We start from the raw sequence: 17,955 nt of genomic DNA on the forward strand, positions 1-17,955 counted from the left end.
GATAATTTGACTGCCAAGGCAGTCAGTTCTACAGCAACGAAACCAAATTTCTGTAGGTATCTCAACCTCTGGATTGAAAAGAAATTGTGGGTACAGAAATCAGGGAAGTAAAAAACACTTTAGTATCTTACACTAACTGTTAGAGAATCTAACATTAAGTTTTGCAAATTTTGGGTTTGCTAGGCAAGTTTTGTGAATTTAGTAACCTCCCCATAGCGATTGGTTGCTTTCAAATGCAGTATTCACAGGCTCTTTAGGGTTATACCAAGGTCATTTTAGGAGCAATGGCAAACCGCGATGAAACAGTAGTAAACCCAGTTATTTTATGATACGGTATATCTATCGATTTACCGTAGATTAGTTTTCAAATTAATTTGCCTTGGTTGTTATGCTGCTTCCACTGAATCAGTAAGCAGATGGAAGTACCAACCGGGCGTAATTTCAGGCATTAATGCTTGCATTCCTCTACAGGCGAAAAGTGATTTCTTCTTGCCGAGAATGCAATGTCAGTAGACCGAAAAACGATCTGTAAAGGCAAGGTGAAGGGGGTAGGGGTTAGGGGAAATTGTCTTTCTCCCTAACATCCAACCCCCAATCCCAGTCCCCTAATCTCAAAAAACTTAAGGAGATAAAGTCATGACAGTAACAGCAACTCGAATTGAAATTACACCGATAGATGGGCCATTAGGTGCGATCGTCACTGGATTAGATGCCAGTCGCGCTGTTGAGCCAGAGGTGATTTTACAACTGAAACAGGCATGGCGCGATCGTCATTTGCTAATTTTCAAGAATCAAAGCTTGACTGACGATCGACTCTTGGCTTTTGCGAGTTACTTTGGTGATATTCTTCAGCAACCTGCTTACATCCGCAAAGGGGAAACAGAACCCTATTTGCCGCCGCTGGTTCTTACTCTAGCGAATGCTGCTAAAGAAGAGAGTTCAGTCAATATTCTGCCAAATTATCGGGAACTCTTACCCCACATCGATCACGATTGGCTCCCTGTACCATCTAGCGGTTCGCTGCTCCACGCAATACAATTACCTGAAGATGGTGGCCCTGATACATACTGGGTGAATTTGGTTCAGGCTTACGAAGAGTTAGACTATGCCACCAAGCAGCAAATTGCTGGCTTACAGCTGCGTCATTTCAATTTCTATGGCAAATATCGAGATGAATATGCTGAACCCGTTTATGCAACAGGTCGTTCCCCTGAACCTGGGGAAAGAGTTGCAACTCATCCTTTGGTTCGCACTCACCCAGATACAGGCAAAAAAATTCTTTTCCTGAATGCCGCTGGTGATGTTGACATTGTGGATTATGACCATGAGGAAGGCGCAAAACTAATTGCGCGGCTGCGAGAGCATATCAGGCAGCCTCACCTAGCTTACCAACACCACTGGAGCGAAGGAGATTTACTTTACTGGGATAATCAAGCAACCGCTCATTATCGCCCTAGCTTTAATCAAAATGCAACTCGAATTTTGAAGCGGGTTAGCATTCATGGGAGTCGTCCTTTTTGAAGAAAGCAGAAGATTCAAGGAGAGAAGATGTTACTTAACTGTTAGTCATTTCTGCCTCATTAGTAACGCAAGTTGCTAGTTGGAATTCCCCCTTAGTAAGGGGGGTTAGGGGGGATCTAACTGTTTGTAGGGTGCGTTAACGCCAGTGTAACGCACCATCCCACTGCGTAAGTTCTGTAATAGATCCCCCCAACCCCCCTTACTCAAGGGGGGCTAGAAAGAGCCAGACTTGTGACTAGCAAATTGAGTAAAATGGTGCGTTATGTTATCACTAACGCACCCTACAAGTTAGTAAAATGGTGCGTTATGTTATCACTAACGCACCCTACAAGTTAGTTACCTCACTTCTTTAAACCACTTAAAGTTATTCGCTGAAAGCTGATAGCTGCCAGCTTTCAGCTTTCCCTTTTTCGCAAAAATAGAACTCTTTGATCGCGTCGAAAACAAAAAAATTTGCTTAGTTTTCACCTGTGAGGAGTTGTCCAAGAAAACTTAAATTATGTTGAGACGATTGGCACAATTTTGGCATCGAAAATCCATTGGTTATTATTTAGGAATTGCGATCGCCACTTTTTCATTAACATGGATTCTTTCCTTGGCAGGTTGTAGCGGACCTGCTGGAAACCAAACTCAGAGTAATAATCTCCCGACTGCACCACCAAACACCAACTCACCCCAAGTATCGGTGATTAACATTGGTCATCAACTTGGTACACCGGGACTAAACTTGTTGAAAGCGCGGGGATTACTGGAAAAAAGGCTGCAATCTCAAGGGATTCAGGTGAAATGGTTTGAGTTTAGGGGTGGGCCACCGATGATGGAAGCAATGGCTGCTGGAAGTGTTGATATTGGTAATGTAGGTAATTTGCCGCCAATATTTGCTCAAGCAGCAGGTAATCCGATCGTTTATGTGGCTGCGACCGATTCTAACGCTGGAGCGCAAGCTGTGATCGTTCCCAAAAATTCTCCTATTCAAAGCGTTGCTGATTTGAAAGGGAAAAAATTGGCGATTCAGAAAGGTACAGCACTGCAATATTTAGCGTTGAAAGTGTTGGAAAGTGCAAAGTTGACCCTAAACGATATTCAGCCTGTTTACCTGACTCTCCCAGATAGTATTACTGCTTTTGAAGGTGGAGCAGTTGATGCTTTACCAATCAGCGATCCCTATCTTGCTAAAAAAGAATTGGCGAATGAAGTAAGAGTAATCGTTCGCGGTTCTGATGTGGCTCCACAACGAGCTTACTACATAGCAACCCGCAATTTTGTTGAGAAGCAACCTGATTTGTTGAAAGTGATTTTGGAGGAACAGCGCAATGTCGAAGAGTGGGCGAAAGCTAATCCTGGGGAAGTTGCTCAGTTACTAGCACAGCAAACGAAATATGAGCCTAAAGTTTTGGAATATTCTTTGGAGAAACGCCCTTACTTTGGAGTGTTTGAGATCAAAGATGAATATGTTACCGAACAACAACAAGTAGCCGATCTTTTCTATCAGCAAAAGTTGATTCCCAAACCGATTCAAGTGAAGGAGGCTATCTGGAAACCTTCATGATTAGTTTAGGGAAAAGTCGGTGGGTGCGAACAGTGTTGTTAGTCCTTAGTTTAACAATCGCCCTAACAATTTTCAGTCCCATTACTTATGCAGAAAATGTCTGTCCGCCTGGGATGGTTTTGATTCCGGGGGGTAGTTTTCAGATTGGCTCTGATGACCCTAGATTTGAGGAAGAGCGATCGGCTACAGATGTTAGTGTCGATCGCTTTTGCATCGATCAAACGGAAGTTACCAATGCCCAGTTTGCTGAGTTTGTCAAAGCAACGAACTATCAAACGATCGCAGAACGTCCCCTCTCGAAAGAACAGTTCCCCGATTTACCAGAGGAACAGCGATCGCCAGGTTCTTTAGTGTTTCAAATGGCAAAACCCGGTGTAAAATCTGTTCCAGTTCTCAGTTGGTGGCATTGGACGGTTGGGGCAAACTGGAAACATCCCTTTGGGCTGGATAGTGCGATTGCCTCCGGCAGTGCGCGTAGCGCAATCGCAGGGAAAGAAAATTATCCTGTTGTTCATGTTGCTTACGAAGATGCTGTTGCCTACGCGAAATGGGCAGGAAAGTCACTTCCGACAGAAGCACAGTGGGAATATGCAGCGCGGGGAGGCTTAGACGGGGCAATTTACGCTTGGGGCGATCGATATTCAGCCACAAAAGCGAATACCTGGCAGGGCATTTTCCCTTTTTTCAACACCAAAGCAGATGGACATATTGGCATTGCTCCCGTTGGCTCTTTTGAACCGAACGGCTACGGACTCTACGATATGACAGGGAATGTCTGGGAATGGACTTCGGACTGGTATCATATCGGACACAGTGACAAATCCCACCAGAGCAATCCTACAGGCCCTAAACAAGCAGAAAGTTTTGACCCCAAAAAACCTGGAGAATCCGCTTTGCGCGTGATTAAAGGCGGTTCTTACCTCTGTGCGCCTAATTATTGCAGTCGCTTTCGTCCGGCAGCACGGGAGTCAGAAGCTCCTGATACCGGGACAACCCATATTGGGTTTCGCTTAGTGAAGAATTTGACGTGAGGAGAGATGAATTATGTTAAGAGTTGGTTTCATGGGATGGCAACGAAAGGACATGATGCAGATGTTTGTCCGATTCGTAGCGATGATTTTTTTCAGCATTATCAGCTTTTTTCCTCTGCCTGCAATGGCTGCAACTTCTAAGATTTTGCCTGTTCCACAGCCAGATTTTCAGGGGAAGATTGGACTTACTTATAAAGAATCTGAACCGGATTTTCCTAAACCGATCGCAGCACCAGCAAAAGCTCCCAACGTACTACTAATTCTGCTTGATGACGTAGGTTTTGGGCAAACCAGCACCTTTGGTGGGCCGATCGACACCCCAAATCTGACCAAATTAGCAGAACGGGGACTACGCTACAACCAGTTTCATGTTACCGCCCTTTGTTCTCCCACTAGAGCGGCATTGCTAACCGGACGCAATCACCATTCCGTAAATACAGGCGTAGTTGAGGAGTTGGCGACAGGTTTTCCGGGCTATACCACCATTCTGCCTAAGAGTGCAGCAACTATAGCGGAAGTGTTGCGACAAAATGGTTATAGTACTGCGGCTTTTGGAAAATGGCACAATACGCCAGATTATGAAACTAGTGCTGCTGGGCCGTTCGATCGCTGGCCCACCCATCTCGGTTTTGATTATTTTTATGGATTTTTAGGCGGTGATACAAACCAATGGAGTCCAGCACTGGTAGAGGATACTAAGCGAATTCAAAAGCCAAGTGACAATCCCGATTATCATTTAACTCCAGACCTGGCAGATCGTGCAATTTCTTGGATTCAGACTCAGCAATCGATCGCACCAGATAAACCATTCTTTGCTTACTTTGCCACAGGAGCAACCCACGCACCGCATCATGCACCGAAAGCTTGGATTGACAAGTACAAGGGGAAATTCGATCAAGGATGGGACAAACTGCGCGAGGAAACCTTTGCTCGTCAAAAACAACTGGGCGTGATTCCTGCTAGTGCTGAACTTACACCACGTCCCAAAGAGTTACCTGCTTGGGATTCTTTATCAAAAGAGGATCAAAGACTTTTTGCTCATCAAGCTGAAGTATTCGCTGGATTTACCGCCCATACTGATGCACAAATCGGACGGGTGATTGATGCGATCGATCGACTCGGAGAACTAGACAACACGCTGGTCATCTACATTGTTGGTGATAATGGTGCCAGTGCTGAGGGTGGTTTAACGGGTACTGTAAATGAATTGAAAGTATTCAATGGTGTACCTGAAGATCGGCAACTATTGCTTGCTTCTTTGGATGAACTGGGTAGTCCAAAAACCTTTAACCATTTTCATGCTGCTTGGGCATGGGCTGTAAATACCCCTTTCCAATGGACAAAGCAGATTGCATCTCACTTTGGCGGTACCCGCGATCCGTTGGTGATTGCTTGGGGCGATCGCATTCAGGATCGAGGCGGACTTCGCACTCAGTTCCATCATGTTATTGATATTGCACCAACGATTTTAGAAGCAACAGGAATTACACCTCCTACCATCGTGAATGGTGTGGAGCAACAACCGATCGAAGGCACCAGTTTGGTCTACACTTTCGATAATCCCGATACCCCATCCCAGCACACAACTCAGTATTTTGAGATGTTTGGTAATCGGGCGATTTACGATAAAGGTTGGATTGCCGCAGCTAGACATGGGCGCTTACCTTGGGAAAGAGTTTCTAAAACTAGTTTCGACCAAGATACTTGGGAACTTTACAACATTACCGAAGATTTCAGCGAAGCAAACAACCTCGCAGCAGAAAACCCCACCAAATTAAAGGAACTGCAATCTTTATTTTTAGCCGAAGCGCGTGAGCATAAGGTTTTACCTTTGGACGATCGCCTCTTAAACCGCTTTGATGTCAGCAGTCGTCCCAGTTTAACAGCAGGTCGAACTCATTTTACCTACTATCCCGGTGCATCTGGAATTCCCGAAGGTAGTGCGCCAGACTTGAAAAACAAATCCTTTACCATCACCGCATCCGTTGATATTCCCAAAGATAACGACGATGCAGAGGGAGTTTTGGTTGCTCAAGGTGGACGTTTTGCCGGATGGAGTTTCTTTCTTGATGATGGGAAACCAACCTTTGCTTACAATTTTTTAGGGAGCGATCGGACCTTAATCAAATCTAAGGAAGAAATTCCCGTTGGAGCATCCAATATCAGATTTGAGTTTGAATCTGATGGCGGAACTCCCGGTGCTGGCGGAACAGGTAAATTATTCATCAACGACAAACCCGTAGGTGAAGGTCACATCGCCAAAACTGTGCCCTATCGTTTAGGTTTAGACGAAACCTTTGATATTGGTCAAGACCTGGGTACACCTGTTGTCGAAAATTATCTCGCACCATTCGCATTTACAGGTAACTTGCAAAAAGTCACCCTAGACTTGAAAGCTTAGAAAAAAAGACTTCTGGCAAAAGTAGACAATCTCTAAGTTTTATCTGTGTTTATCTGTGTTTATCTGTGGATATCTGTGGTAAAAAACTTAGATTTCGCACTTTTGCAAGAAGTCTAAAAAACATGAAAGCTTAAAGAAAAAAGAGAGGAAAACACCCAAACTGGGTTAATTACTTTTTTGAACCACGTTCGCGTAGCGTGTGCGTAGCACGTAAGACACGAAGAACACGAAGAAAGAAGAAGTAAGGAACCCAAGAAGATAACAGGGGTAATTAATTTGGATTTGATATTAATTATTTTCTCTCTCTTTCCTCTGCGTTCTCTGCGCCTCTGCGGTTCATTATTCCAAATAATTTCTCGGCTTAGACCGATCGCCAACTAATGAATGAAATCCTGACAGTTATCGACCTTCGCTTAATCAACAAACTGGCATTCTTAACCCTAATCCTGTCAATGCTGTTGGATACGGGATTAAGTCTAACAATTCAACAACTTTGGCAACCTTTTCGTAATATTCGATTGATTCTCCAATCATTGCTGGCAAACTTTATTTTAGTGCCATTGTTTGTGTATTTGCTGCTGCAAGTTATTCCTGTAAGTGAATCCTTCCGAATTGGGTTTACGATTATGGCAGTAGCTGGTGGGCCTCCAGTATTACCTAAACTTGCTCAGTTGGTAAATGGCAATTTGGCTTACGCTGCTGGACTAATGATGTTGATGATATGTGTTACAGCATTTTATATGCCGTTTGCTTTATCGATCGCCCTACAAAATATCCAAGTAAATCCCTGGCAGATTTTGAAACCTCTAGTCACATTAATGTTAATTCCTTTAGCGATCGGATTGCTGATTCGAGCTAAAAATGAAGCGATCGCAGCTACCCTACAACCCTGGATGCGTCAAATTTCGAGTGTTGGCTTAATTTTAGGATTGAGTACCTCGCTGATAATTCAGTTTAGCAGTCTGATTGAAATGGTCAAAACAGGAACTATTTTAATAATAATCGGATTTATTCTAGTTTCTTTCGGATTTGGCTATCTTCTGGGTGGCCCAGAGAAAGACACTCAACGAACCTTAGCAGTTGGAACTGCCCAACGTAACATTGCCGCAGCGCTTTTAGTTGCAGGTACTAACTTTGACGATCCAGCTGTGGTGAGTGTTATCGTAGTTACGAGTTTGTCACTGTTTGTTTTGATTCGCTTGATTGCTAAACAAGCTTTTGCTCTAGCAGAAGTTGAGCAAGTAGAAGTTTGATTCCTAAACGCTATAAATAATGAGTAATATCAAGTCCGGTTAATCAACCATAGTATCCTTAATCCAAAAGGCTGTAAAGACTTTGTATGCAACGTCTCTACAGCGTTTTGAGTAATCGAACGGACATGATATAAGACGGGTTAAATAACAAACTAATCAATTTGTTTTATTAATTTAATAGAAAAGAATGTTTGCTCTTATTTGTCATAACAAATAATCTAGGTTTATGGCGTTTAGGAGAACTTTGTATCCTTTTTATCTAGACAACTAGATGCTCTTTCACATTTCCTCTCATTCGGCAATGTTGGAGAAGGACAAGCAGCCAGACATTTACACAGTGAGGAAAACAGAGATATGAATTGGCTAGAAAATACATTAATCACCGGAGCAGCAGCAGCTTTTGCTACTACATTTGACGATAATTTATATCTGACAATTTTCTTCGGTAAGGTCAATCGAACATTTAAGCCACGTCATGTAGTAATTGGAGAATACGTTGGGTTTACAGTATTAGTGGGAGTGAGTCTAGTTGGATTTCTGGGTAGGTTGGTGATTCCTGAAATTTGGATCGGATTGTTAGGATTACTTCCGGTAATGATTGGGGTAAGCCAACTTTTCAATAAAGAAGATAATAATGATTTGGTTCATGTTGTATCTGGTAGCCTGAAAACTCCGCCTGAACGAGAAAAGCGATCGCTCAAGTCACTGTGGGCAACTCTACGCGATCCCCAAGTTTATCGTGTTTCTGCTGTAACTATTGCAAATGGAGGCAATAATATCGGCATTTATGTACCTTTATTTGCTGCCAGTACCCTGCCAAGCTTAGGAGTGATTCTCAGTATTTGTTACGTAACAGTTGGACTCTGGTGTTTTCTTTCATATAATCTGACTCGCCAACCTGCGATCGCTTTTTTGATTGCTCGCTATGCTCGCAAAGTCTTCCCATTCATCTTAATTTGGTTGGGATTGCGGATTTTGATTGACAATCAATCTTACCAATTACTTTTTCCCTTCTAGTTTTGTACTGTGTAAATCTGATTAACCTTTCAAAAACTGAAACAGAAAGCCGAAAATCGCACCACTAAGAACTAACCAGACAGAGTTTACTTTGAAGCGAAATACTGCGATCGCCAATTCAGAATCCGGGTCATTACTGTGACTCATCATAACTTTTAACATAGATAGCTAGCTTCCCGGAAAATGAGATTTAACCCACATTTCGCATCCAAAACTGTAACGACAGGAAATAATCGTGTTCAGGTTGAGAGCGCAGAATGTATGTTCTTACTGCTACACCTCAATTTTATAATTGAGTTGATGCTCATCTCCAGGTAAGCCTCGAAAACCCCAATTATGTTTAGGTGTTTCTGAGATTGTTATTTCTAGGTCTTGACTATCAATTTCAAGTGCCTTCACTCGTTCAAATAACAGAGCAATTAACTTTTTCTTCGCTTCAATACTACGTCCCTCAATCATGCTAAATTCGATAATTGTGTAACGTTCAGTTCTTCCAACAGGATAGTAAAAATCTGAGGCATCAAGTGGAAAAAATCTATGAGCGCGTTTATCTGCTGGATACTGGAGTGCATCAATTAAACAAGAGTGTATGATATCGGAAAGTTTTTGCTTGATAGGATCAAGCTGTTCTCTCAAACCGTAAATCTTGACTTGCACCATATTGTCTTGTCAACCTCCTGTGAAAGAGTGCTACCAACTATCAAGCGTAACAAATCTGTTAAGAGTTCCCTGTTCAGGAGTTCCCTTCCCTCACCAAAATGTCCTGTCTTAGACGATAGCCTAATAGAGAAAATTTCTGACCTTACGCAACGCCTTTATTTCCTAACCTCTAAAAAACTGAAACGCAAAGCCGAGAATTGCACCAGCAAGGACTAACCAGGCAGAGTTCACTTTGAAGCGAAATACTGCGATCGCACTAGCAATTGCCACTATAACTGTCAACCAATCAATCAAAGCCGCCCGTCCAAGAGTCCAACTAACGCCTGCCATGAGTCCCAAGGATGCCGCATTGACTCCATCCAAAAAGCCACTTGCCCAAGGCGATGAACGCAATTTAGAAGCCCAAGGATTGACAACCCAGACTAACACAAACGCAGGTAGAAAAATGCCAATAGTTCCTGCGATCGCCCCTGCATTACCTGCCAACAAGTAACCAATAAAGGTTGCCGTCGTAAATACTGGCCCCGGTGTAAACTGACCTATGGCTACTGCATCTAAGAGTTGCTGCGATGTCAACCAATGATTACGTTCCACCAGATCTTGTTGCAGAAATGCTAGTAATACGTAGCCACTGCCGTAAAGAACACTACCAATTTTGAGAAAGAACAGAAATACATTTACCCAGGTCACAGAAGTAGTTGTTGCGGTTACACTACCAACCTGTGCGAAAGTCCCTGATAACGGCAGTATAAATGCTCCTAGCAAGTTTCCCCGTCGTTGCCAATTTTTCACTGCCATTACACCAATTCCTACTACCACCAGTAATAGAATTTCATTTAACCCGGCAAAATAAGCAGCGATCGCTACAATTCCAGCAACTATAGTCGGCACATCTTTGGCAGCCTTTTTCCCCAACTGCCACACTGCTTGCAACACAATGGCAATGATTACAGGCTTAATACCGTACAACAGCCACTCAACTTGAGGCACTGTTTGATAACGAGCATAAATCGCAGCCAGTGTCCAGACAATCAACATTGCAGGCAAGATAAAGCAGCTACCTGCGACGAGCAAACCTTTCCATCCCCCTCGTTCGTAGCCAATGTGAATTGCCAGTTCTGTTGAGTTAGGCCCTGGAATCAAATTGGTGACACCCAACAAATCTAACAATCTTTCTCGACTCATCCACTGGCGGCGTTTCACTACTTCATCATCCATCATGGCGATGTGTGCGGCAGGTCCCCCAAAGGCGATCGTTCCTAGTCGCAGAAAAACAGCAGCTAATTCAAAAAGGCGCTGTCTCCGTTGGTAGGGATTAAGCTCAGCATAAGCAACTGAATTTTCTGTTTCCACAGGACACTAAACCTCTCGTGAAATTAAGCCAAAAAACAGCAGAATCACTATATCGAATTTCGATAACGAATTTCTATATCATTATCTATAATTCTGCTATAATTCAGGCAGAAAAACAACGGTATCTTGAGCGGAAAAGTAGGGTATTTATGAGTGAGATCAAAAAGGTTGATGAGACGATCGCAGCTGGTGGACAACCAACACCAGAAGATTTGCAACAGCTTGCCGCAGAAGGCTTCAAATCGGTTATTAATCTCCGTTTTCCAGATGAAACCGGATTTTTGAGTGATGAACAGCAACAAGCTGAAGTTGCTGGTCTGAAGTATGCCCATATTCCTCTAAAATCAACCGAAGCGGACGACGAACGAACCGCAAAAGTACTTTCAGAACTAGAAGCGTTACCTACCCCAGTTTATTTTCATTGTGGGTTAGGCGGACGAGCTAATGCCTTAGCCCTGATTGCTTTTGCCACGCGAAACAAGCTGAACCGTGAAGAGGTGTTGGTAAAAGCTCAGGAATTAGGTATCAATACAGAACAACCAAGCCTGAAACAGTTTTTGGAAAGCCTGTCGTAAAGGTTTGATTCAGAATTCTTCAAATAGTTCACCAAATAGTTGGCGCACTTTTTCTTTGGCATCTTCTAGTACGACTTTACCTAATGGTGTGGCTCGATACATCCTACGGCTTTGTCGTCCCGATCGCTCTTCGACCGAGTAAAGATATCCTTTACGTTCCATTTCGTGCAACATTGGATAAAGCGTTCCGGCACTCAATTTATACCCGTGACGAGCCAACTCTTCAATGATGCCCAAGCCAAAAATAGGTTCTTGCACGGCATGGTGCAGGATGTGTAACCGAATTAAGCTGGAATAGAACTCTCTGCCATCCATGAGAGAAGATTTTCAATACTAAGCGCTTTAATTTTCGCTCAATTCGAGGTTGGCTTTTATATTTTAGGTTTATTTGCGCTCAACAAGTGAGGTAAATGCTGCATATCTTCAAAAACTAACGTTGCTCATGCTGCAATTAGGGCATCATGGTGCAAAGCAATTTTCCCTTTCGAGGAATTCTTGCGACGTTGAGCATAGCCAAACACCGTCATTCCTGCGGCAAAACCTGCTTGTACACCAGGTACTGAGTCTTCAATCACAACACAATTTTCTGGAGCCTTGCCCATTTGACGAGCAGCATAGAGATAGACATCGGGAAAGGGCTTGGGGCGATCGACATCATAAGAACTGTACATTTTTCCTTCAAATTGATGTAGCAATCCAGTTAACTGTAAAACTAACTGGATATGCCGATGACTGCTATTTGATGCTACACATTTTGGTAATGTAATCTGCTCCAATGTTGCCACAATTCCTGGAGTTGGTTGGAGTTCTCGTTGTAATGCGGCAATTTCTCGTTCCTTGCAGCGTTCAATCCATTTGGCAGGAATTGGTCTTCCGTAGGTTTTGGTAATAATCTCTAGACAGGTTGCCAATGATTTTCCGACAAATTTTTGGCAGACTTCTTCGTATGTAATTGTGAATCCTGCTTCTGTTAGGGTTTCGGCAAAAATGCGATTTAAGATCGGTTCGCTATCTACCAAAACCCCATCACAATCAAAAATTATCAATTCCCAATTTGCCATAGTTTAGATTGATGATACCTTTTGAATTAGTCAATTACCTTGGCTACCTGGTTCAAAGAAACTGTAAAGAATTGAAGGTCGCACGCCAATATATTTAACAACTAAAACACTGAGCCAAACATTCCAAACTATCATGGTAAAGCTAGTGGCGATCGCAGCCCCAACAATTCCCAAAATCGGAATCAGGATAGCATTTAAAACAACATTGAGCAAGGCACTACAAAAAATTACTCGAAATGATTGGTTTTGATGCCCTGTCATAATCATTAAATAACCAACAGAGCCACACAAAGCATTTATGAGTTGTCCAAAAACTAAGACTTTGAGTGACCAATTAGCAGCAATAAACCCTGAACCAAAGAGGCTTAAAATTGGTTGGGTGAAAGTTATTAAACAAAGAGCGATCGCGATCGTCGGATAAAAAATCCAAATCGTCACGCGGGAAACAACTTTTTGTAATCCCGCCATATCTCCTTGTGTATATAAAGTTGTGAACATTGGCGCAGCTACCATATTGACAATTTGTAGAACGAAACTCGTCCATAAAGAAGTTTTAACTGCTGCGTTGTAAATACCTGCTGATTCGGGGCCGATTAAAGACCCAATCATTACTGTATCAGTCTGACTTAAAATACCGGATGATGCCTGTTGAATTAATAAAACCAAAGCAATCCCTAACCATTCACGATAATCATAAATAGGTTTATTTGGTACAAACTCCTGCTTTGATTTTTGCCACAAAATCCCTAATTGAAATCCTACAATTATAAGAAACATGAAAGTTGCAATTTCAATCATCGGAAGACTTGTAAGATCCTCATGCGTTTGTAGCAGCAGAAATCCACTCCCCAAAACTAAGAGGGGGAAAATAATTTGAGATGGTATAAAAGCTAAGGGAATATCTTCCATTGCTCTAGCTGTTTCTTCCTGTAAACTTTGTAAGGCTTGAAGTAAAACAAGTCCCATCCCAAATAGAAGTGGTGTGGCATAGATAAAGTGATGAAAATGATTGATAATCATAATGCTGGCAATGGCGATCGCAACCAGTCCCAAGCTTGCCAACACCGTTAACAACCAACTCCCTCGCATTACTCCATGTAATCTTTGCCAATCTTGTTTGACTCGATACTCTGGAATCAACCGCAGAACTGTATGCGGTAAACCTAAACCAGCGGGAATTGCTAACAGTAATGAACAAGACATCACAAATTCATAGATGCCATATTCAGTTCTACCCATCCACTTGGCGAGGAAAATTTGAAGCAAGTAGGTTAGACTTAGACCGATTATCTTAATGATTAGAGCGATCGTAGTTTCTTTAGCTAATAGGTCGATTTGAATAGTTTTTTGATTCTGAGAAAGCGCGAGATTAGTCATAAAACTACCTTTAAAATTTCGATCTGATAGAGGGATAATTCATGAATTATCCCTACGCCACATACAATTTAATCAGCGATTACGAGTGCAATAGTTAACCCGTCATAACCCTTGCTGCCAACTGTTTGAATAGTTGTTGCTTTAACTCTGGTTTCTACTGCTAGTAGCCTATTAAATTTACGCACTCCTTGGACATTTTCATCGTTACTATCCGCCTCAATAACTGCTCCTTTACGGATGACATTATCAACAATAATTACACTGCCACGTCGAGTTAGTTTAAGCGCCCATTTGAAATAGTCGGGGATATTTACTTTGTCAGCATCAATGAAGACGAAATCGAAGGGGGCTTGACCTTCGTTAGCAAGCTGTGGCAATGTGTCTAATGCTGCACCGATGCGAATTTCCACAATTTTGCTTAGTCCGGCGCGATCGATATTTTGACGAGCAACTTCAGCGTGTTTTGGATTAGCTTCTAGGGTGATTAGTTTACCGCCAGGAGGAAGCGCCCGTGCCAGCCAGATTGTACTGTAGCCAGCCAATGTTCCTAGTTCTAAAATCCTTCGTGCGCCTTGAATTTGAGCCAGGATATGTAACAGTTTGCCTTGGTTCGGAGCAACATTGATTTTGGGTAAGTTGGCATCGATCGTCGATTGAATCGTAGCATCTAGCGCCGAATCAGAGGGGATCAGCAAATCGGTGATATAGTCATCAACCGCAGTCCATTGAGTTTGAGTCATGTTAGTAATCCTTAATTAAATTGAACAACTTCGTAATGTTCCACTGTTGGGAAGGGTTCATAAAAGTGATGCAGGAGGGTTCGCCATTGCTCATATTTCTTAGATTGCCTAAATCCAAAAGTGTGGTCTTCTAAGGTTTGCCAACGAACCAACAAAATATAACGATTTGGTGTTTCGATACAGCGTTGAAGTTCGTGAGAAATATATCCCGACATCGAAGCAATGATAGGTGAAGCAGTTTTGAACGTAGTTTCAAACTCTTGAGCCAAACCAGGCTGAATTTCTAAAATTGCCACTTCTAATATCATATAGTTTCTCACTATCAACTAACGTTCCGTCCAAATCAAAAATGACGCAAAGATGATTCATATCTTGTTGTCTGGGAGAGCAGATTCTTGATTAGTAACCTCGATTAGCTTTGATAAGGGCGCGGTAGTTGGCGCAGTTTATAAGCAGGATCTAATTCACTGTTGTTTTTTCTCCCATATCCCCAGCCCAAGGTGCGACGGTATTCGCCCATGATGCCGCTTTCGATTAAATCATCCTCATCAACTGCAATGTTGGTATTTGATTGGGGCGCAACATAGAGCGCATCCGCAGGACAATAAGCCTCGCACATAAAACAAGTTTGACAATCTTCCTGTCGAGCGATCGCGGGTGGTTGATTGGGAACAGAATCAAAAACATTGGTGGGACAAACTTGGACACACACATTGCAATTGATACAAAGTTTATGACTCACAAGCTCAATCATAATACTGCTCCTGCTACAGTTTTGATACAGAGGGTGTGGTTTGAGTGGTTGGTGCTGGTGGAGTTGCGATCGCATCCTTAATCCAATCCCGTCTCACCCAAAGCCGATCTAAACCGCCTGTTGCCTGGTAATAACGCTGATTCGGATCGGTTTGAGGATAGTCCACGCGGATATGTTCGCTGCGCGTTTCTTGACGATGTAGAGCACTAAAATATGCCCATCGCGCTACCGCTGTCAGAGCAGCCGCTCGGCGAGAATGTTCTACATCGCGGACTGTATCCTGTTTCGGATTTCCTTGTACCTGCTCCCAAAGCCTTTCTAATTTAGCGAGAGAATCCAAAAGTTTTTGCTCAGAGCGGAAGTAATTTTTTTCTAAGGGGAATACTTCGGCTTGTACGGCTTGGGCGATCGCATCACTATCAAAAGTTTCTGGGGTGGGAAACTTGGATCTGAGTCCCGCTTGACCCGCAGGATACGCCACTCGTTCATGAGCATGAGCGCCGAGAATCTTAGCAAAGGCAGCTGCGCCTTCTCCCGCCCATTGTCCCGTCGAGATTGCCCAGGCTGCATTTGGCCCACCACCACCAGAAGCCAAACCTGCAATTAACTCACGGGATGCAGCATCCCCAGCTGCGTAAAGTCCAGGAACTTTTGTAGCGCAACTATCATTAATAATCCGAATTCCACCTGTACCCCGAACCGTACCTTCAAAGACTAAGGTTACAGGTACTCGCTCCTTGTAAGGATCGATACCCGCTTTCTTGTAAGGTAGAAAAGCGATGAAGTGGGACTTTTCAATCACTGCCTTAACTTCAGGCGTGGCTCGATCCAAACGGGCATAAACAGGCCCTTTGAGCAGCGCGTTGGGAAGGAACGAGGGATCGCGACGACCATTGATATAACCACCGAGATCGTTACCTGCTTCATCCGTGTAACTAGCCCAACCAAAGGGAACTCCCCGCGTCACTGTGGCATTAAAAGCAGTCGAGATCCCATAGTGATTAGAAGCTTCCATACTGGAGAGTTCGCCTCCAGCTTCCACTGCCATCAGCATTCCATCGCCCGTGTTGGTATTGCAACCGAGTGCTTTACTCAAGAATGCACAGCCGCCATTCGCCATGACAACCGCACCAGCACGAACGGTATAAGCCCGATGCTGTTGCCTTTGAACACCTCTTGCACCTGCCACTGAGCCATCATCAGCTAATAAAAGCTCTAGAACTGGACTTTGGTCGAGGATTTGCACACCGACACGCAAGAGGTTTTTCCGAAGTACGCGCATATATTCAGGCCCATAAAAACTCTGGCGTACAGATTCTCCGTTCTCTTTGGGAAAACAATAACCCCACTCTTCTAGAAGAGGCAAACTAAGCCAAGTTTTTTCAAGGACTCGCTCGATCCAACGTAAGTTAGCTAGGTTTTTCGCTATGCGATAGCGTTCCCACAAAACTTTGTCCCAATCTTCTGGAGAAGGAGCCATAATACCATTGCCACTGGCTGCGGCTGCACCGCTTGTACCCAGGAAGCCTTTATCGGCAATTATTACTTTGACACCTTGAGCTGCTGCTGCATACGCTGCCCATGCTGCCGCAGGCCCTCCTCCAATTACTAGAACATCGGTAGTTAATAACAGTTCTTCTTTGCTGTTAATAAACACTTTTTTTTCCTTTGATATGGATTAGAGATTTTTTTTGAACCGCGATCGCGTAGCGTGCGCGTAGCGCGTAAGACGCGAAGGACACGAACAAAGAAGAAGGAAGAGTCTAACTAGTTTGAGTTAATTACTCTTTTCTTCGCTTGGAGCCTTCTGACTTTGGGTTAGGATGGTGAAACTAATAAACCAGCTTTTTCGGGGTTTCCTGTAAATACAAAGAACTGCTCATCGATCGGTTCTGAAAGGGTTTGACCTTCAAAGCGATGTCTGCCAATGCCCATATTTCCGGTTGCTGTAAGTTGAAAATCAACTTCGGTAAATTGACTTTCTTGGAATATCTGACGCACTCTTTCTGAGTAGTTGACTCCATCACGATGTCCCCTTGTCCAAAGGACAAAACCACCTTTTTTGGTGAAGTAAGGGAGGTTACGAATTAGTTGTTGGAGTACTTCTTCGTCTGGTAAATTGCCAAATATGCCACAGGTAATCACTACATCTGCGGGAACTGCACCTGCAAAGGAAGAGGTAAGGGTGGCATCACCATTGATAAATTCGATTTGCTCTGTGAGTCCTAGTTGCGCGATCGCTTCTCTACCACGTTCTACCAGTTGTGGATTAAGTTCTACCAACCTCGCTCTTACATCTTTAACACGAGGATGAGTTGCCAATACACCCAATAAATCACGCCCATCACCAGAACAGGCACTCACAACTTGAATCGTTCCCTCACTTGCAGCATCTAAACTGTCAGAAATATATTTCCGCACGATTTCCAATCGCTGTTGTAAAACGTCTTCTGTTTGGTAAAGTTCGTGCCATTCAAACCAATCTTTAGCCATAAAATCAACTCCTTTATCCAATCCTCAACTTTAAGTCATTTTAATCTTGACTAAATCGGTAGGTTTATCGGACAATAATCCTATTGATTAGATACTCTAACAGTTTGTTTCTCATCAAACAACCTGTTTTGGCAAAAATAAATAACTTCTTTGGTTTTATGTAGAGGAGT

18 protein-coding genes are annotated in these 17,955 nt (G+C 43.2%); 7 read left to right on the forward strand and 11 right to left on the reverse strand.

Annotated elements, in window-relative coordinates; all coding sequences use genetic code 11:
• Positions 1-636: 636 nt before the first annotated feature.
• From ACE1CC_RS29210 to ACE1CC_RS29235, 6 genes are all read left to right on the forward strand, one after another.
• Complete coding sequence (locus tag ACE1CC_RS29210; protein WP_413273946.1) at positions 637-1,521, forward strand: TauD/TfdA dioxygenase family protein; 885 nt, start codon at positions 637-639, stop codon at positions 1,519-1,521.
• A 499-nt stretch (positions 1,522-2,020) separates the two neighbouring features.
• Positions 2,021-3,070, forward strand: coding sequence for an aliphatic sulfonate ABC transporter substrate-binding protein (locus ACE1CC_RS29215; RefSeq protein WP_413273947.1), 1,050 nt, complete (start codon positions 2,021-2,023; stop codon positions 3,068-3,070).
• Positions 3,067-4,101, forward strand: coding sequence for a formylglycine-generating enzyme family protein (locus tag ACE1CC_RS29220; protein ID WP_413273948.1), 1,035 nt, complete (start codon positions 3,067-3,069; stop codon positions 4,099-4,101). Before ACE1CC_RS29215 ends, ACE1CC_RS29220 begins: the two co-directional genes overlap by 4 nt.
• 82 nt (positions 4,102-4,183) lie before the next feature.
• Positions 4,184-6,502 (forward strand): arylsulfatase, encoded by a 2,319-nt coding sequence (locus ACE1CC_RS29225; protein WP_459563938.1) that lies wholly within the window; start codon positions 4,184-4,186, stop codon positions 6,500-6,502.
• A gap of 380 nt (positions 6,503-6,882) precedes the next feature.
• Positions 6,883-7,755 carry a bile acid:sodium symporter family protein gene (locus ACE1CC_RS29230; RefSeq protein WP_413273950.1) on the forward strand — a complete coding sequence of 291 codons (873 nt, stop codon included), beginning with the start codon at positions 6,883-6,885 and terminating at the stop codon, positions 7,753-7,755.
• Positions 7,756-8,109: 354 nt separating this feature from the next.
• Complete coding sequence (locus ACE1CC_RS29235) at positions 8,110-8,772, forward strand: cadmium resistance transporter (RefSeq protein WP_413273951.1); 663 nt, start codon at positions 8,110-8,112, stop codon at positions 8,770-8,772.
• 21 nt (positions 8,773-8,793) lie between these two features.
• On the opposite strand, the gene ACE1CC_RS29240 is transcribed toward ACE1CC_RS29235, so the two are convergent.
• The 3 genes from ACE1CC_RS29240 to ACE1CC_RS29250 form a co-directional block, all read right to left on the reverse strand.
• Positions 8,794-8,934, reverse strand: coding sequence for a hypothetical protein (locus ACE1CC_RS29240; protein WP_413273952.1), 141 nt, complete (start codon positions 8,932-8,934; stop codon positions 8,794-8,796).
• Positions 8,935-9,045: 111 nt separating this feature from the next.
• Positions 9,046-9,432: a tautomerase family protein gene (locus ACE1CC_RS29245; protein WP_413273953.1), complete on the reverse strand. Its 387-nt coding sequence runs from the start codon at positions 9,430-9,432 to the stop codon at positions 9,046-9,048.
• Between the two features lie 162 nt (positions 9,433-9,594).
• Positions 9,595-10,785, reverse strand: a complete 1,191-nt coding sequence (locus ACE1CC_RS29250; RefSeq protein WP_413273954.1) for a chromate transporter — start codon at positions 10,783-10,785, stop codon at positions 9,595-9,597.
• Positions 10,786-10,934: 149 nt separating this feature from the next.
• On the opposite strand from ACE1CC_RS29250, the gene ACE1CC_RS29255 reads away from it, so the two are divergent.
• Complete coding sequence (locus ACE1CC_RS29255; protein WP_413273955.1) at positions 10,935-11,360, forward strand: protein tyrosine phosphatase family protein; 426 nt, start codon at positions 10,935-10,937, stop codon at positions 11,358-11,360.
• A gap of 9 nt (positions 11,361-11,369) precedes the next feature.
• Here the strand turns inward: ACE1CC_RS29255 and ACE1CC_RS29260 are convergent, their stop codons facing one another.
• The 8 genes from ACE1CC_RS29260 to ACE1CC_RS29295 all read right to left on the reverse strand — a co-directional run bounded on the left by ACE1CC_RS29260 (position 11,370) and on the right by ACE1CC_RS29295 (position 17,785).
• A complete protein-coding gene (locus tag ACE1CC_RS29260; protein WP_413273956.1) occupies positions 11,370-11,675 on the reverse strand; it encodes a PadR family transcriptional regulator in 306 nt (101 codons plus the stop codon).
• 125 nt (positions 11,676-11,800) lie between these two features.
• Positions 11,801-12,421 (reverse strand): HAD family hydrolase, encoded by a 621-nt coding sequence (locus ACE1CC_RS29265; RefSeq protein ID WP_413273957.1) that lies wholly within the window; start codon positions 12,419-12,421, stop codon positions 11,801-11,803.
• A gap of 30 nt (positions 12,422-12,451) precedes the next feature.
• Complete coding sequence (locus ACE1CC_RS29270; protein WP_413273958.1) at positions 12,452-13,798, reverse strand: flippase; 1,347 nt, start codon at positions 13,796-13,798, stop codon at positions 12,452-12,454.
• 68 nt (positions 13,799-13,866) lie between these two features.
• Positions 13,867-14,538: an O-methyltransferase gene (locus tag ACE1CC_RS29275; protein ID WP_413273959.1), complete on the reverse strand. Its 672-nt coding sequence runs from the start codon at positions 14,536-14,538 to the stop codon at positions 13,867-13,869.
• Between the two features lie 11 nt (positions 14,539-14,549).
• Entirely contained in the window at positions 14,550-14,846 is a 297-nt protein-coding gene (locus ACE1CC_RS29280) for an antibiotic biosynthesis monooxygenase family protein (RefSeq protein ID WP_413273960.1), read from the reverse strand.
• Between the two features lie 104 nt (positions 14,847-14,950).
• On the reverse strand, positions 14,951-15,292 hold the full coding sequence (locus tag ACE1CC_RS29285) for a 4Fe-4S binding protein (protein WP_413273961.1): 342 nt from the start codon (positions 15,290-15,292) through the stop codon (positions 14,951-14,953).
• A 13-nt stretch (positions 15,293-15,305) separates the two neighbouring features.
• A complete protein-coding gene (locus tag ACE1CC_RS29290; protein ID WP_413273962.1) occupies positions 15,306-16,949 on the reverse strand; it encodes an FAD-dependent oxidoreductase in 1,644 nt (547 codons plus the stop codon).
• Positions 16,950-17,110: 161 nt separating this feature from the next.
• Positions 17,111-17,785, reverse strand: coding sequence for a class I SAM-dependent methyltransferase family protein (locus tag ACE1CC_RS29295; RefSeq protein ID WP_413273963.1), 675 nt, complete (start codon positions 17,783-17,785; stop codon positions 17,111-17,113).
• Positions 17,786-17,955: the final 170 nt, after the last annotated feature.

Origin of the sequence: Floridaenema aerugineum BLCC-F46 (assembly GCF_041929345.1) — a bacterium.
GTDB lineage: Bacteria > Cyanobacteriota > Cyanobacteriia > Cyanobacteriales > Aerosakkonemataceae > Floridanema > Floridanema aerugineum.

Bases quoted from the DNA above. Each gene is read 5' to 3' on its own strand.
- ACE1CC_RS29210 (WP_413273946.1), top strand. From the start codon at position 637: ATGACAGTAACAGCAACTCGAATTGAAATTACACCGATAGATGGGCCA.
- ACE1CC_RS29215 (WP_413273947.1), top strand. From the start codon at position 2,021: ATGTTGAGACGATTGGCACAATTTTGGCATCGAAAATCCATTGGTTAT.
- ACE1CC_RS29220 (WP_413273948.1), top strand. From the start codon at position 3,067: ATGATTAGTTTAGGGAAAAGTCGGTGGGTGCGAACAGTGTTGTTAGTC.
- ACE1CC_RS29225 (WP_459563938.1), top strand. From the start codon at position 4,184: ATGATTTTTTTCAGCATTATCAGCTTTTTTCCTCTGCCTGCAATGGCT.
- ACE1CC_RS29230 (WP_413273950.1), top strand. From the start codon at position 6,883: ATGAATGAAATCCTGACAGTTATCGACCTTCGCTTAATCAACAAACTG.
- ACE1CC_RS29235 (WP_413273951.1), top strand. From the start codon at position 8,110: ATGAATTGGCTAGAAAATACATTAATCACCGGAGCAGCAGCAGCTTTT.
- ACE1CC_RS29240 (WP_413273952.1), bottom strand. From the start codon at position 8,934: ATGTTAAAAGTTATGATGAGTCACAGTAATGACCCGGATTCTGAATTG.
- ACE1CC_RS29245 (WP_413273953.1), bottom strand. From the start codon at position 9,432: ATGGTGCAAGTCAAGATTTACGGTTTGAGAGAACAGCTTGATCCTATC.
- ACE1CC_RS29255 (WP_413273955.1), top strand. From the start codon at position 10,935: ATGAGTGAGATCAAAAAGGTTGATGAGACGATCGCAGCTGGTGGACAA.
- ACE1CC_RS29260 (WP_413273956.1), bottom strand. From the start codon at position 11,675: ATGGATGGCAGAGAGTTCTATTCCAGCTTAATTCGGTTACACATCCTG.
- ACE1CC_RS29265 (WP_413273957.1), bottom strand. From the start codon at position 12,421: ATGGCAAATTGGGAATTGATAATTTTTGATTGTGATGGGGTTTTGGTA.
- ACE1CC_RS29270 (WP_413273958.1), bottom strand. From the start codon at position 13,798: ATGACTAATCTCGCGCTTTCTCAGAATCAAAAAACTATTCAAATCGAC.
- ACE1CC_RS29275 (WP_413273959.1), bottom strand. From the start codon at position 14,538: ATGACTCAAACTCAATGGACTGCGGTTGATGACTATATCACCGATTTG.
- ACE1CC_RS29280 (WP_413273960.1), bottom strand. From the start codon at position 14,846: ATGATATTAGAAGTGGCAATTTTAGAAATTCAGCCTGGTTTGGCTCAA.
- ACE1CC_RS29285 (WP_413273961.1), bottom strand. From the start codon at position 15,292: ATGATTGAGCTTGTGAGTCATAAACTTTGTATCAATTGCAATGTGTGT.
- ACE1CC_RS29295 (WP_413273963.1), bottom strand. From the start codon at position 17,785: ATGGCTAAAGATTGGTTTGAATGGCACGAACTTTACCAAACAGAAGAC.